Annotated in this window: 11 protein-coding genes and 1 pseudogene; 10 read left to right on the forward strand and 2 right to left on the reverse strand. The window is 56.0% G+C overall.

The window, feature by feature from the left end; genetic code table 11:
* The first annotated feature begins 87 nt into the window (after positions 1 to 87).
* Genes JCM25354_RS04610 through JCM25354_RS04620 form a run of 3 tightly spaced genes read left to right on the forward strand, consistent with a single transcriptional unit; the run spans position 88 to position 3461 of the window.
* A complete protein-coding gene (locus JCM25354_RS04610) occupies positions 88 to 1017 on the forward strand; it encodes an NAD(P)-dependent oxidoreductase (protein WP_243443901.1) in 930 nt (309 codons plus the stop codon).
* Complete coding sequence (denD, locus tag JCM25354_RS04615; protein WP_025885138.1) at positions 1014 to 2003, forward strand: D-erythronate dehydrogenase; 990 nt, start codon at positions 1014 to 1016, stop codon at positions 2001 to 2003. The genes JCM25354_RS04610 and denD overlap by 4 nt, the downstream gene beginning before the upstream one ends.
* A gap of 60 nt (positions 2004 to 2063) precedes the next feature.
* Positions 2064 to 3461 (forward strand): MFS transporter, encoded by a 1398-nt coding sequence (locus tag JCM25354_RS04620; protein ID WP_025885139.1) that lies wholly within the window; start codon positions 2064 to 2066, stop codon positions 3459 to 3461.
* A 139-nt stretch (positions 3462 to 3600) separates the two neighbouring features.
* Here JCM25354_RS04620 and JCM25354_RS19930 read toward each other — a convergent pair whose 3' ends face one another.
* A complete protein-coding gene (locus JCM25354_RS19930) occupies positions 3601 to 4005 on the reverse strand; it encodes a putative quinol monooxygenase (protein ID WP_025885140.1) in 405 nt (134 codons plus the stop codon).
* A 773-nt stretch (positions 4006 to 4778) separates the two neighbouring features.
* Between JCM25354_RS19930 and JCM25354_RS04630 the strand changes: the two genes are divergently transcribed.
* From JCM25354_RS04630 to JCM25354_RS04650, 7 genes and pseudogenes are all read left to right on the forward strand, one after another.
* Complete coding sequence (locus tag JCM25354_RS04630; protein ID WP_025885141.1) at positions 4779 to 5984, forward strand: MFS transporter; 1206 nt, start codon at positions 4779 to 4781, stop codon at positions 5982 to 5984.
* A 157-nt stretch (positions 5985 to 6141) separates the two neighbouring features.
* A complete protein-coding gene (gene nirB, locus JCM25354_RS04635) occupies positions 6142 to 9027 on the forward strand; it encodes a nitrite reductase large subunit NirB (protein WP_025885142.1) in 2886 nt (961 codons plus the stop codon).
* A 6-nt stretch (positions 9028 to 9033) separates the two neighbouring features.
* A pseudogene (locus tag JCM25354_RS22180) lies at positions 9034 to 10616 on the forward strand (molybdopterin-dependent oxidoreductase).
* A gap of 241 nt (positions 10617 to 10857) precedes the next feature.
* Complete coding sequence (locus JCM25354_RS22185) at positions 10858 to 11331, forward strand: molybdopterin dinucleotide binding domain-containing protein (RefSeq protein ID WP_243443902.1); 474 nt, start codon at positions 10858 to 10860, stop codon at positions 11329 to 11331.
* On the forward strand, positions 11301 to 12902 hold the full coding sequence (locus tag JCM25354_RS22190) for a diflavin oxidoreductase (protein ID WP_035446717.1): 1602 nt from the start codon (positions 11301 to 11303) through the stop codon (positions 12900 to 12902). Before JCM25354_RS22185 ends, JCM25354_RS22190 begins: the two co-directional genes overlap by 31 nt.
* Positions 12903 to 12905: 3 nt before the next feature.
* The gene (locus JCM25354_RS04645) at positions 12906 to 13487 is read left to right on the forward strand and encodes an ANTAR domain-containing response regulator (RefSeq protein ID WP_025885143.1); all 582 of its coding nucleotides are present in this window, start codon (positions 12906 to 12908) and stop codon (positions 13485 to 13487) included.
* Positions 13484 to 14368 carry an ABC transporter substrate-binding protein gene (locus JCM25354_RS04650; RefSeq protein ID WP_025885144.1) on the forward strand — a complete coding sequence of 295 codons (885 nt, stop codon included), beginning with the start codon at positions 13484 to 13486 and terminating at the stop codon, positions 14366 to 14368. The genes JCM25354_RS04645 and JCM25354_RS04650 overlap by 4 nt, the downstream gene beginning before the upstream one ends.
* A 38-nt stretch (positions 14369 to 14406) precedes the next feature.
* Here JCM25354_RS04650 and JCM25354_RS04655 read toward each other — a convergent pair whose 3' ends face one another.
* Positions 14407 to 15330: a ribokinase gene (locus tag JCM25354_RS04655; RefSeq protein WP_199899904.1), complete on the reverse strand. Its 924-nt coding sequence runs from the start codon at positions 15328 to 15330 to the stop codon at positions 14407 to 14409.
* Positions 15331 to 15332 lie beyond the last annotated feature (2 nt).

Consider the following 15332-nt stretch of genomic DNA (forward strand, 5'->3'; position numbering starts at 1 on the left):
GCTCACGTTCGAGAGATTGTCGTCCGGATGACAGAGTGTTCATCCCGCCCCTGTTTATTCCATTAGCGGGCAGGAATGAAACAGGGATTGATAGGTCATCTCATGGCGCACAAACCGCATATCGCGTTTCTGGGAACGGGTATCATGGGGGCGCCTATGGCGCGTCATCTCGCAGAGGCGGGCTTTCCTCTGAAGGTCTGGAACCGTACCCCCGAAAAGGCGGAAGCTCTCGCGGCTTGCGGAGCAACAATAGCGTCCTCAGCCAGCGAGGCGGTTGCGGACGCAGATGTCATTGTCTTCATGGTGACGTCTGGTGAGGCTGCAGATGACGTCCTGTTCGGTACGGGTGAGGTTGCAACGCATCTGAAGAGCGGTGCCATTGTTGTCATGATGAGCTCGATCGCTGTGGATGTCGCCCGGGCCCAGGCCAGAAGGCTGGCGAGGTACAATGTCGGTTACGTCGATGCGCCCGTCTCCGGAGGCGAAACCGGAGCCATCAACGCCACCCTCGCTATTATGGCGGGGGGGACCGACCATGATTTCGAGGCGGTTCTTCCTGTTCTGAGCGTATTGGGACGGGTTACGCATATCGGTCAGGTTGGCGCTGGTCAGCTGACCAAACTTGCCAACCAGATCATCGTTGCAGGAACAATCGCCCTGATTTCAGAGGCTTTCACACTTGCTGCACAAGGTGGTGCGGATCCGGCGCAGGTAAGACAGGCGCTCACCGGCGGTTTTGCAGATAGTATCATCCTTCAGCAACAGGGACTGAGAATGATTGAAGGGCGTTTCACGCCCGGAGGCAACGCCTTCAATCAGGTCAAGGATTTCGATGCTGTGGCTCGTGTTGCGAGTGAAGTACAGCTTTCCCTGCCGACAACAGAATGCGTGTCGAAGCTGTTTCGCGCCATGGTTGCCGAAGGCGATGGTGCACTCGACCATAGCGGGCTCATTCGACACATTCAGCGTCTCAACGGTCTGTTGAAGACCGATATTCAACCGGGAGCGTCATCATGAGAATTCTTATCACCGGCGGTGCAGGATTTATTGGCCGTAAACTGACAGAGCGCCTGCTTGCGGCAGGAGCTGTTACACTTGATGGCGATCGTCGTGAACCCATTGAGCAGATCACCCTGCTTGATCCCTATGCAGATGAAACTGTGGCGCATGATCCGCGCGTCCGTATTCTCAGAGGCTCCCTTTCAGATCCTGGGACCATTTCAAAAGCTGTACAGGGTGTCGATCTGGTATGGCATCTCGCCGCCATTGTCAGCTCAGAAGCCGAAGCCGATTTTGATCTCGGTATGAACGTCAATCTTCATGGTCTTCTGATCTTGCTTGAAGCGCTGCGCCGCGAACCCGGAAGACCCCGCCTGGTCTATACCAGCGGCTTCGCCGTCTTCGGGCGTCCAATGCCTGATATCATTACCGATCACGTAATTCCGACCCCACAAAGCTCCTACGGTATGCAGAAGGCTGTGGGAGAGTTGCTGGTATCTGATTACAGCCGTCGGGGTTTTATCGACGGACGTGCAGTGCGTTTGCCCACGATCTCGGTCAGACCAGGCAAACCGAACAAGGCGGCCTCCACTTTCGTCAGTTCCATCATTCGGGAGCCTTTGGCCGGGCGGGAGGCGGTCTGCCCCGTCAAGCCTGAAACACTGGTCTATATTCTCTCGCCCAGACGTGCACTCGATGCTCTGGAGCGCGCTATGACGTTATCAGACGCGTCGATTGGTCCAATCCGGATTATCCCCCTGCCCGGAATTACCCTGTCAGTCGGTGACATGGTCTCGGCTCTGGAAAAACGGGCCGGGGACCGTATTACAGCGCGTATCCGCTGGGAGTTCGATCCGGAAATCCAGCGTATCGTCGAAAGCTGGCCCAGCACGGTCAAGGCAGAGCGCGCCCTGGAACTGGGCTTCGCGGGAGACAGGGATTTTGCGTCGATTATCGATGCGCATATAGAGGACGAGCTGAACGGCGTCTTGCCGCCTCTGTGACGAGAGTAGCCGGATGTGAAACAGAGCGCGCAAAAACTCAGTCTTGCAGGATCCCAAGCCATGGACCATCAGGCACTCCTGGCAGGTGCGATACGTAAATCATTATGGCGTATCATGCCGATGATTACGATCATGTTTGTCATGGCCTATCTCGATCGTGCCAATATCGGCTTTGCCAAACAGGCCTATCAGCTCGATACCGGTCTGAGTGATGCTGCCTATGGTTTCGGTGCGGGTATTTTCTTTATCGGGTACGCTCTTTTTGAAGTGCCCAGTAATATTTTTCTCTACCGCACCGGAGCACGCCTCTGGCTGGGGCGCATCATGATCACATGGGGGATTGTCTCTGCCTGCATGATGTTCGCCCATACATCGTCAATGTTCTATGCATTGCGATTTCTGCTTGGTCTGAGCGAGGCGGGATTCTTTCCGGGTATCCTTCTTTATCTGACCTTCTGGTTCCCGCTCGCTGTGAGGGCGCGTGCCACGAGCTATTTTCTTGTGGGTGCGCCACTGGCTTTTATCGTCGGTGGCCCTGTTTCGGGACTGCTGCTTGGTCTCGATGGATCGGCCTATGCTTTCGGTATGCATGGCTGGCAGTGGATGTTTCTCGTAGAGGGTGTGCTCGCGGCACTGATGGGCATATGGGTATTGCTTCGATTGACAGAGCGACCGGCAGAGGCCGTCTGGCTCACCGGCTCTGAGAAGACAGCGCTTGCAAACGCTGTCCATGATGAGGATATCCGGAAGATTGAAACAGGTCCGGTTGGCATTCTGGCCACTTTTCTTGACGCACGCGTGGTGTTTCTTGCCCTGATCTGGTTTCTGATCCAGATATGCGGCTACGGGATCTATTTTTTCCTGCCCGTACAGATCTCGATCATTCTGGGGACCAAGGTTGGGCTCGCAGTCGGGCTTGTTTCAGCCATTCCGCCGGTTTGTGCCCTTATAGCCGTCCTGTTCGTCCCACGTCTTTCAGAAAAGCTCCGAGAACGTCGCGCCTTGTCTGGCACGGTTCTTATGGTTGGAGCTCTGGGTATAGCAATCTCAGGAGTGGCTGCCGATCAGCCCGTTATAGCCATTGCTGCGCTCTGCCTTGCTGCAGCCGGGCATCTGGGCGTTCAGCCTCTTTATTGGACTTTTCCTTCCAGCTATCTGGGTGGAACGGCGGCTGCATCAGGGCTGGCACTGATCAACGCATTCGGCAATCTGGGTGGTTTTGTTGCTCCGAATATACGTGTCTGGGCGGAAACATATTTCCACTCACCACATGCAGGGCTTTATGTTCTGGCCATGAGCACAGGACTGGGCGCACTGATGATTTTTGCGTTGCAATGGTTCGGAATTGATGGTTACGCGAGGCCGCATGTTTCGTGCAATGCACCACAGGTGCAGGGTACTTCGCCTGCCAAACCTGAAGTGTCAGAAAATGCACTGGATCTGGCAGAAGCTGAATAACCTCTGCACCGTGCAGGAACATCATCACAGTTCGAATTGCCAGGCTCTGCTGAATTGTGTCACGCCCAATCGGGAGCAGCACAATTCAAGCCGGACATAATGACCGAGCCACTCCCGCAGGCCTGACAGAACAACAGAATTACACTTCTTCAATCTGATGGATTTTTACCTGCAACCCATGTGTTTTGAGATAATCGACAAAGTCCGCGAATGGTGCACTTCTCGCATGCTCGTCAAGATATTCCTTGCTTTCCCACTCTTCAACAAAGAAGAAATCACAGGACTGGTTATCGTTAAAAGCCTGATATCTCAGGCAACCCACCTCTGCGCGCGAATGCTCTACGAGAGAGCGTATACGTAAACCGAGTTCCTTCTGCAGATCCTTATTGGCACTTACGATAGCCAGAAGCCTGATCATGAAATTACCTTTCTTTATTACCCATCGAAACCACTGAACAGATTTTATTCGATCTATATTATCATCGAGCATGAAACCTGCAGACAACCACATCGCCTGATCGCTCGAATGGTATATTTCCACCATTATCTGATCCGGCGTTACCACAAAACTCTCTCATACTTGTCTTTTTTTCTCTCTTCTTGCGATTTTCCCAAGAGGCCTTATTCTTCTTTGGAGAGTCGTTATTACTGACAGAGAAATGACCACAACGACCTTACATCTGTTCGTCTTGGTCCGTAACGTAAAACACCAGAGATTCAGGGATGCCCATTCTCATCCTGAACCTTCATGCACAGTCACAAAGTCTTCGATCGGTCTCACAGGCTTTGACACTGCTCTACCATCCTTTCAGATGCATGGGCAGGGTACGGGACAACACAGGACTTCGAAGATTATTCTTGCACAACGTCCTACACGAAACCCGTTACCGCTATTTTGCCACTCACCACAGTAGCATGTTCTGATCAGGACTCTGCTGTGACGCGCCCGTCCTGCAAGGCTGCCATCTACTCGCACGAGAGCACAACCCGCCAGATTTCAAAGTCAGACACCTGAATATTCTACGGAAAAAATTTTATATTCTTATGGGCAGATGAATATACAGCTTTCCCGAATCAAATAACCACGCAGCCGAATTTACCTTACATTTTATTTACGTTATTGATATTATTTTGATGTCAGATCGGTTTGACTTTGCATCAATACTCCTGATAGAATCACATTCAACGCCATATCGCGTCAACGGCGGCGCGGGGGTATAGTGGTGACCCATATCGACCTCAGGGCCAACGGCGACCCTGATGCCGCGAAGGCTTGGCGAGCCATGCTTTTGAGCATACCGTCATCTGGATATCAGTATGGACAGAGCCTTCTTGAAGGCAGGTCATCTGCCAACGCTCATTGCAGCATTCCTGTATTTCGACTTGTCGTTCATGGTCTGGGTTCTGTTGGGACCATTGGGAATTGCGATTTCCCATACCCTGCATCTGAATGCGAGTCAGAAAGGTTTGCTTGTAGCCATGCCGGTATTGGCTGGAGCAGGATTCCGCGTAGCGCTCGGTACGTGTGTCGATATATTCGGTGCCCGTCGTACAGCAATCGTCGCACAGATCGTCGTGATCTGGGGGCTGGTCATAACCTGGCTGCTTGCGCCATCCACCTATGAAGCGATGTTCCCCGTGGCGTTACTGCTTGGAGTGGCGGGTGCGTCTTTCGCCGTTGCGTTACCACTGGTATCCGGCTGGTATCCTCCGCAGTATCAGGGTACGGCGCTCGGCATCGCCGGAGCAGGTAATTCGGGTACGGCTCTGGCGGCGCTCGTAGCCCCGGCTCTGGCGGCAAAATTCGGCTGGGTTAACGTACTGGGCCTTGCTGCCCTACCTCTTACTATGGTGCTGTTTACCTTCCTCGCCCTCGCCAAGGAGCCTCCCCGGCGTCGCCCCCCTGGAGGCTTGCGCGCCTGGTTGCCCTTGCTGCGTTCGGGCGATGCCTGGACACTTATGGGAATGTATGCTGTTACGTTTGGAGGCTTTGTAGGTCTGGCCTCATTCCTGACCATCTATTTCAACGACCAGTACGGCCTGCAGCCCGCCACCGCCGGTTTGTGCACTGCCACGATCGTGTTTGCAGGGTCCTTCGTTCGCCCACTGGGCGGGGCGCTGGCCGACCGGATCGGAGGCACAAGCGCATTATCCATTCTCTTTGGTGCGGCTTGTATCATCTACCTGTTAATTGGTGTCGGCCTTCCCTCGCTATCACTTGCGCTTGCCGCATTTTTTATCGGCATGATGCTTCTGGGTCTGGCAAACGGAGCGGTGTTCCAGCTCGTACCAGTCTGCTTTCCGCAGTCTGTCGGCATCCTCACCGGCCTTGTCGGCATGAGTGGCGGTATCGGCGGGTTCTGCCTGCCTGTTCTTCTCGGAACCGTACGCCATGCAACCGGCAGATACGGAACCGCCTTCCTGCTGTTTTCTGCCATTACATTACTCGGTCTGGCAGTCTCCCTCCTGGCGCGCATACGTTGGGCAAAGACGAGAGACCTTGTCGCCGGAGGGCGGGCATGAAGGCACAAATCCCCCCAGATTTCATGTCGAACAGGGTCTGGACACAGAATTCTGCAAGTCCTCCCGCTTCACACGCCATGTACCAGACGGGCGCACACTGCGGTGCCCCGGTCATGCAGACCATGATGTTCAAGTTCTGAAAAGGGACACTCCGAAAATGACCAACAAGACCAATATCATCATCATCGGCAACGGTATGGTTGGACATTACTGCGCGGAACAGCTTGTCAGTCATGGTCTGCACGAGACCCACCAGATCCATGTCTTTGGTTCAGAAAGGCATGCTGCCTATGACCGTGTGCATCTGACTGAATACATGTCGGGGCAGGACGCGCTTTCTTTATGTCTGCACCATGAGAATTTTCACGAGGCGCATGGTATCACACTCCATCTTGGCACTCATGTAGATACCATTGACCGCGAAACGCGGACGATACGCACCAGAAAAGGAAATTTTCCCTACGAGACCCTGGTGATCGCTACAGGATCCTATCCTTTCGTACCTGCCGTACCTGGTAACTCGGGAACGGCTGGCCTCGTCTACCGTACGCTTGATGACCTCGATGCGATCAGACGTGCCGCACAGGGTGCAAAGCATGGCGTGGTGATCGGCGGTGGGTTGTTGGGGCTTGAGGCCGCCAATGCTGTTCGGTCACTTGGGCTCGATGTGGCGGTAGTCGAGTTCGCTCCGCGCCTGATGCCGGTCCAGCTTGACGAGGAGGGTGGTCGCGCGTTGCGTCATCGGATCAAGAATATGGGCATTGACGTCCGCACAGCACATGCAACGCAGTCTATCGAACAGGGGAAAACGCTCAGACACAGGCTTGTCTTTGCAGATGGATCAACGCTGGAAACTGATCTTGTCGTATTTTCAGCCGGCATCCGACCCAACGATGCGATCGCGCGGGACTGCGGCCTGGCAACAGGAATACGCGGAGGTATTGCAGTAGACGACCATTGCCGCACTTCGGACCCTCATGTTTTCGCTATCGGTGAATGTGCATCATGGCAGGAGCTTGTTTTCGGTCTTGTCGCACCTGGTTACACCATGGCACGGACGGCAGCAGCCGTTATTGCGGGCGAGGAGGCGACCTTCAGCGGGGCAGACATGTCCACAAAGCTGAAACTTCTGGGGGTTGATGTCGGGTCTATTGGCGACGCACATGGCGTTGAACCCGGTTCGACCAGTTATCGCTTCATCGGCGAGGCGGAAGGCGTTTACCGTCGCCTCGTGCTCTCTGCCGACGGAATGCGTGTGACCGGCGCTGTACTGGTAGGTGATAATTCCTATTACGATACGATCCTGCAATTCGTGCAGAATAATATCAAACCACCGGGTGATCCTGCCCTGCTGATCCTGCCACGTGGCGAGGGAGCGGCGCTATTGGGGGCGGACTCTCTGCCCGACACCGCAACAATCTGTTCGTGTCACAATGTCACAAAGGGCGCGATCAGCGTTGCTGTGGCGGAGGGATGCATCGATTTCAGCGCACTGAAAGCGCAAACCAAGGCGTCGACAGGGTGTGGCGGTTGCGTGAGCCTGCTCAAATCCGTGTTCGAGACAGAATTGTCTGCTCGCGGGATCGAAGTGGATCACTCCCTGTGTGAGCATTTTTCCCACACGCGGCAGGAGCTGTATTCGCTGGTAAGAGTTCATGACATCCGCACTTTTGAAGAATTGATGGACAAGCACGGCAACGGAGGGCTGGGCTGCGATATCTGCAAGCCTACCGTGGGATCGATCATGGCCTCTGCGTGGAACAAACCGATCACCGATCCGGCTTATATTCCGCTACAGGACACGAATGATACCTTTATGGCCAACATGCAGAAAAACGGTACCTATTCCGTCATGCCGCGTATCGCAGGCGGTGAGATTACGCCGGAAAAGCTTATCGTTCTTGGGCAGGTCGGCAAGAAATACGGGCTCTATACCAAAATTACCGGCGGCCAGCGCATCGATCTGTTCGGCGCACAACTCCATCAGCTCCCTGATATCTGGACCGAGCTGATTAATGCGGGTTTCGAAACCGGACATGCCTACGGAAAGTCGACCCGCACCGTAAAATCCTGTGTGGGCAGCACATGGTGTCGCTACGGCGTGCAGGATAGCGTGAGTCAGGCGCTCGACCTTGAAAATCGCTACAAGGGTCTTCGCAGCCCGCACAAGCTAAAATTTGCAGTGTCTGGCTGCACGCGCGAATGTGCGGAAGCGCAGAGCAAGGATGTCGGTGTCATTGCCACTGAAAATGGCTGGAATCTGTATATCTGTGGCAATGGCGGGATGCGTCCGCGTCACGCAGAACTGTTCGCCACAGATCTCGATTCAGAGACCCTCACGAAATATATCGACCGCTTTCTGATGTTTTACATCCGGACTGCTGACAAGCTTCAGCGCACATCTGTCTGGCGTGAGAACCTTGAAGGGGGTCTCGACTATCTCAAAGAGGTTATAATCAATGACAGTCTGGGTATCACTGACGAGCTTGAGCGGCAGATGCAGAGGGTGGTGGACACCTATCACTGTGAATGGCGCGAAGCGGTTTCCAATCAGGACAAGCTCAAGCGCTTTCGCACCTTCGTCAATGACAGCCGCCCCGACCCCAATGTGCAGACAGTGCCCGAGCGAGATCAGGTCAAGCCGGCAGATAATGGTGTCAGCAGCACTGCCGGCTTGGGTCCCAGCGACTGGCAGGCTCTGTGTGACGAGAGCGATCTCGTCCCCAATTCGGGTGTGGTTGCCTGGTGGGAAGGATCTCAGATAGCGATTTTCTTCCTGCCTGCGACGACGCTCTCATCAGCACGTGTTTTCGCTATCGATAATCATGACCCGTTTTCAAAAGCCAACGTAATCGGGCGCGGTATCCTAGGCGATCTAAAGGGGGAAATTGTGGTAGCCTCCCCATTGTACAAGCAGCATTTCCGCCTGCGCGACGGCATATGTCTGGAAGATGAGCGTGTCTCTTTGCGTGTATGGGACACGCGGATCGTGGAAGGACGCGTGGAAATTCGCGCCCAGGAACCTGCTCTCGTTTCGATCTGATCTGACATGGCCAGACGTAACGTCATACGATCGGCCTGTCCCTATTGCGGGGTGGGGTGCGGAATTGTTTTTGAGGTCGAAAAAGACCGGATCGTGAAGTTGCGTGGCGATCCGGATCATCCGGCCAATCGCGGGCGGCTGTGCACCAAGGGCAGCTCCTGCGACAAGCCGGTCACGGCGCCCGGTCGGCTGACCCATGCCGCAATCCGGCCCACGCGGGATGCAAAACCGCAGCATCTGGACATGAACGACGCGATCGAGCGGACAGCGCAGCGACTACGTTCCATCCTTGATATGCACGGGCCAGACGCGTTAGCGCTCTATGTCTCTGGCCAGATGACCATGGAGGCGCAGTATCTGGCCAACAAGCTCGCAAAAGGTTTCTGGCGTACGCAGCATATAGAGTCCAATTCGCGTCTTTGCATGGCTTCCGCAGGGGCTGGTTACAAGACGTCACTCGGGTCGGATGCTCCGCCAGGCTCTTACGAGGATTTCGATCACGCTGATCTGTTTCTCGTCATCGGCGCGAACATGGCGGATTGTCACCCGATCCTGTTTCTCCGCTTGCTGGATCGCAAACGACAGGGTGCCCGGCTGATTGTGTTGATCCGCGCCGGACCGCAACGGCCGACAAGGCTGATCTTTTCCTGCAGATACGACCGGGCACTGATCTCGCCCTCCTGAACGGAATCCTGCATCTGTTGGTGGCATGGAATGCCATCGACCACGATTTCATTGCCCGCCATACCCGTGACTGGGACAAAATGGTTCCGTTTCTGACCCAGTACGCGCCCGAGCAGGTGGCAGAAACCACAGGTATTGCGATCGACGATCTCAAACAGGCTGCATACTGGATTGCCGAATCAGGTGCGTGGATGAGCCTTTGGACCATGGGGTTGAACCAGAGCGTTACAGGCACATGGCACACCAATGCACTATGCAACCTGCATCTGGCGACCGGAGCGATCTGCAAGACTGGCAGCGGTCCTTTTTCCCTGACGGGCCAGCCCAATGCGATGGGCGGCCGGGAAATGGGCTATATGGGCCCGGGCCTGCCAGGGCAGCGCACCGCAATGGTAGCGGCCGACCGGGCCTTTGCCGAGAAGCAGTGGGAACTTCCCACCGGTACGATCCGTGAGGCGGCAGGCTTCGGAACAATCGGCATGTTCGAGGCGATGGCACGTGGTGAAATCAGGGCGATCTGGATTATCTGCACCAATCCGGTGGCGAGCGTAGCTCGACGCGACGGCGTGATTGCAGCTCTGCAAAAAGCTGAATGCGTGATTGTTCAGGAGGCTTTCGAGGGGGCGGAGACGGTATCTTATGCTGATATTTTGCTGCCTGGAGCGCTCTGGGCTGAAGGCGACGGGGTGCAGGTCAATTCCGATCGGACCCTGACTCTGACACCTGCTGCTATACCGCCACCGGGCGACGCCCTGCCGGATTGGCAAATCATATCCCGTGTCGCATCTGCCATGGGATATAAGGGTTTCGATTTCACCAGCGCTGCCGATGTGTTTGCCGAGGCGGCCGGTTTCGCCAATCCCCGGACAGGCTACGATATTTCGGGCATCAGCATGAACGGCTGATGCAAGGCCCGGTTCAATGGCCAAGCCCTGCCGGCGACACACAGATGCGCCATCCGATCCGCTACCGGCCTGATCCGCGGCTGGGCCCCCGCTTTGCCACCGATGATGGGCGTGCCCGGTTTCTGGCACGACCTTTCCTTGAAGCGGGAGAACGAACAGATGCGGATTATCCCTTCGTACTCGACACAGGTCGCCTGCAACACCACTGGCATACACTGACCAAGACAGGTAGGTTGAAGCATTGCGCAAGCTGCATCCCGAACCATTCGTGGAGGTGCATCCTGACACAGCGCGCGATCTGGCTCTTGCCCCCAACGACCGGGTACTTGTCCGCTCGCGTCGCGGATCGGCGACGCTACCCGTCCGTATCAGCGATCGTGTACCGACGGACGTGTGTTTTGCACCGTTTCACTGGAATGATGCATTTGGCACGGATCTGGCGGTCAATGCCCTGACACCCGACGAGGTGGATCCGATCTCGCTTCAGCCCGGATTCAAGCTCTGTGCGGTCAATCTGACACGGGTACCGGCTCCGGTCATTACTGCTGTGCCCGATCCGGCGACACAACTGGCGACCTATATCGGACTGCAGGAAGCACCGCTGCCGCCCCTGTCCGAGACAGTACGGGGATGGCTTGGCGGTTTTCTGGAAGCTTACGCCTGTCGCCGCCCCTTGCGGGCGAAGTGCCGCTCGTCCCGCATCATGCGCCGTTAACCGAGGTCGAACGGCTGCGGATCGACGGACTTCTGGCTGGCCTGTATGCACGCAAACCCCAGGAAATAATTCCCTCGCCTGCCGATGACGTAACCGTTTTATGGGCTTCCCAGACCGGGCGGGCGGAAACAGCTGCGCGTGCACTCGCCACAGCACTGGGTTGCCCCTGCATCGGCCTTGATACGGCTTCAGCCAACGATCTGCCGGCAGGTAATGCAATCTTTGTCGTGTCCACCTTTGGTGACGGTGATCCACCAGATGGCGCAGCGTCTTTCTGGGCTACACTTCAGGCTCGCACCACGCCGATTACAAGCTTGCATCACGCCGTACTTGCCTTTGGCGATTCAACCTATGCCAGTTTCTGCGGTTTCGGTCGGTCGCTGGACGACAGACTGTCACAACTCGGGAGTCGCCCTCTGCTCGACAGGCATGACTGCGAACCTGATGACGATGACGGCAGAGCCGGCTGGGAGAAACAGCTCCTTGTGCTCCTGAGACCGGATAAAGGCAGATCCGTGTCGCCGGCTCCTCCCGCAGAGAACGCGCGCCCCGCAGCGGTCATGGTCCGGCTGTGCCGTAACGAGCTTCTCACTCCCCCGGCTTCCAACCGCCAGACACGGCTGATCGGCTTCGATATCAGCGGGGCCGACCTCTCCTATGAACCGGGTGATGCTCTGGGCGTATGGCCGCGAAACAAGGCAGAAATCGTCGAGCGCGTACTGGAGGCTCTTGGTCATCCGGAAGAAGAGGAGATTGTCTTTCATCCATCTGGCAGCATGACGCTACGCGAAGCCCTGACAAGCCATTTCGATCTCTCGCGGGCCAATGCTGCCATGCAGGCGCATCTCGGAATGGACGCAGGCTATCTACCGGATATGCTTGCCACTTCACGGAGCACTATCGCTCTGACAGATATTTCCCGGTTGTTCCGCAAGCTTCAGCCACGTTTTTACTCTATTGCTTCCTCGCCGAGCGCGTATCCAGATGAAGTACATCTGACAATGGGCGTTGCAAACACTCCCTATCCCGGAACCTGCTCTACGTGGCTGGCTGGCCTGATACCCGGCGCTGAGGCACAAATCTTCATTCAGAAAACCGGGCATTTCCGACTGCCACCCGACGGAACAACCCCGGTCATCATGATCGGGCCGGGCACGGGCATTGCGCCTTTCCGCGGCTTCCTGCAACACCGTGCCGCCCTGAGCGCAACCGGTGGAGCCTGGCTGTTCTTTGGCGAGCGGCATGCACTCTCCGGGTTTTACTTTCGCGAAGAGCTGGAAACACTGCACTCAAAAGGTGTGCTGACGCGTCTCGATCTGGCATTTTCACGTGATCAGGAGGATCGTATCTATGTTCAGGATCGCATGAACGCTGCAGGAGCAGATCTTTGGGAATGGATCTCACGAGGTGCACATGTGTATGTCTGTGGCGATGCTGCACGCATGGCGCGTGATGTCGATGCCACTCTGCGTGGAATCGTGGAGCTGCATGGGCAAATGAAACCCGAGCAAGCCGCGGAATACGTGAACGATATGAGCCGATGCGGACGCTACGCACGGGACGTTTACTGAAATATGCGTGTCCTGATTGCTGATTCCAATCCACGACGTGCCATCGCCCTCTCAGACATGCTGGCATCTGACACAGCGCTCGATATCATGCGTCCGGAGCCGGATATGACACTGATCGAGGCTGTGCGCATGATGAAGCCGGACATTGTGCTAGTCGATCTGGGTATGGCGGATCGCGATGCACTTGACAGCGTGCTTGCACTGGCAAGATCAAAGCTCAACCCGCCGGTCGCACTTTTTGTCGATCAGGACGACGAAACCCTGATGCGTGATGCCTTCGATGCCGGCATCTGCTCCTACAACCTGATCGACACACTTCCGCGGGACGTCAAGCCGGTGTTACGCGCTGCAATTGCGCTCTATGAACGGTTTCAGATGCAGGCCCAGGCCCTGAGCGAAGCGCAACGCCATCTCTCCGAACGCGAAACAATCGATCGTGCTAAAAGGCTGTTTATGAAGCGCGAAAATACGAGCGAGGCCGCTGCTCATCGCTGGTTCCAGAAACGTGCCATGCAGGAGGGACGACGCATGGTCGATCTTTGCAGGCAGTATATAGATCTCAATACCTCAGGAGCAGGTTCATGAGCACCCCTCTCCGTATCGGGCTCCTGCGTCTGGCTGACAGCCTGCCCGTTCTGATGGCGAGAGAACTGGGACTGTTCGAGCAGGCCGGAATCACAGCAGAGATCGTGGTCGAACCTTCCTGGGCCAATATTGCAGATGGTCTGAGCTGGGGTCGTCTGGATGCTGCTGTCGTATTTCCGCCGCTCGCAATCATGACCTATCTGGGAAAACGGGGGCGCCCGACGCCAATGCGGGTCGTGGCAAACCTGTCTTATGGCGGGAACACAATCGTTCTGCGTAACGGAGCTCTTACAACCAAGGCCGAGCCACGACTGGCGGTCGTCCATGCCCATTCAACACACTTTCTTCTCCTGCGCCATTTCTTGCTTACGCATTGTCCAGCTGCTCTCGATCAACTGGTGATCATGCCGCCGGACAGGATGCTTGATGCGCTGGCTAATGGAACAATCGACGGTTTCTGCGCAGGACCTCCCTGGGGGGCGGCGGCAGAAGACGCGAGGCTAGGGCACATTGTCAGCGGTTCGGTCACAATCCGGCCGGGCCACCTCGAAAAACAGTTTGTTGTTACCGAGACCTGGACAGAAAGGTATCCTGATCAGGCTGTAAAACTGGAAAGCATTCTCGCTGCGTCGATTACCCGATGTCTTGATCCTGCAAAACAGAAGGCGATCACTGACGTGCTGACCCGCCCTCTGGTCGATGGGGGTTTTGCCTTGCCATCACAAGCCGTTCGGACGACGATGCCCGGTAGCGACTACCCTCATAATTTTGAACTGACGCCCCGGCATGGCACGTCCATTGACTGGATTATTGCAGAAATGCGGACACTAGGCTGGATCAGCCCAGAGGAACAGCTTCGTCCATGGACGGCATCGTACTGAAGTCTGTCACGTCCAATGGGACTGTTCATAGATAGCGATCAGGACCGAAGCAACTGCTCCATCCTGTGACGCATTTGTTCTGTTCCGAGAGAGGCGCGTTCCTCATCCGGGGTCGAGACAATGACAGCCGCAGCAGCGTTGGCACGTGTGACGGCACGACGCAGGGTTTCTCCCGCAGCCATCTCCGCAGCCAAGGCCCCGATGAAAGCATCGCCCGCACCATGAGTGCTGACAAGCCTGACAGAATGAGACGCCATACTCCCCTCGTCATTGGCGGAGCAAAATGCCACCCCGGCTTCCCCTGCCGTGACAATTACCGCCGGAAATTCACGTGCGAGCATACGCGCAGCCTGAAGAGCCATTGCACGATCAGTCACCGCGCAGCTTCCAAACCCCTCCGCCTCAAGACTATTGACCACGAGAATATCGACGAGCGCTTTCAAAGAATCACTCATAGCGCGGCTGGGCGCAGCATTGAGAATAATTTTCCCGCCAGACCGACGTCCTATTCGCGCGGCTAGCAGATTGATTGTCTCAGGTATTTCGTTCTGGAGCACGACAACCGAGGCACCGTCAAAGAGAGAGGATGCTTTTTCGATCTGTGCCTCATTCAGGAAAGTATTCACGCCGGAAATAATGACAGCGGCATAATCCCCCCCTGCTTCGGAAAGAGCGACGCTTAGCCCGGTCTCGCCTTCAAGGGTTGCAATATGAGTCGTATCGACCCTGGAACGCCTGAGATGCTCCAGCAGAACACCACCAAATTCGTCATTTCCGACGCAGCCGATCATCGCTACTGCAAGGCCATAGCGTGCAGCATCTACCGCCTGATTGCCCCCCTTCCCCCCGGGTTTGTACCGCCAGGAAGATCCCGGGAGCGTTTCCCCCAGAAGAGGCAGGCGCGGAGCTGCGATCATGAGATCGTAATGGAGACTTCCAACAACAAGCACGGCCGGCGGCATGG

It is taken from the genome of Asaia prunellae JCM 25354 (assembly GCF_000613885.1).
Taxonomy (GTDB): domain Bacteria; phylum Pseudomonadota; class Alphaproteobacteria; order Acetobacterales; family Acetobacteraceae; genus Asaia; species Asaia prunellae.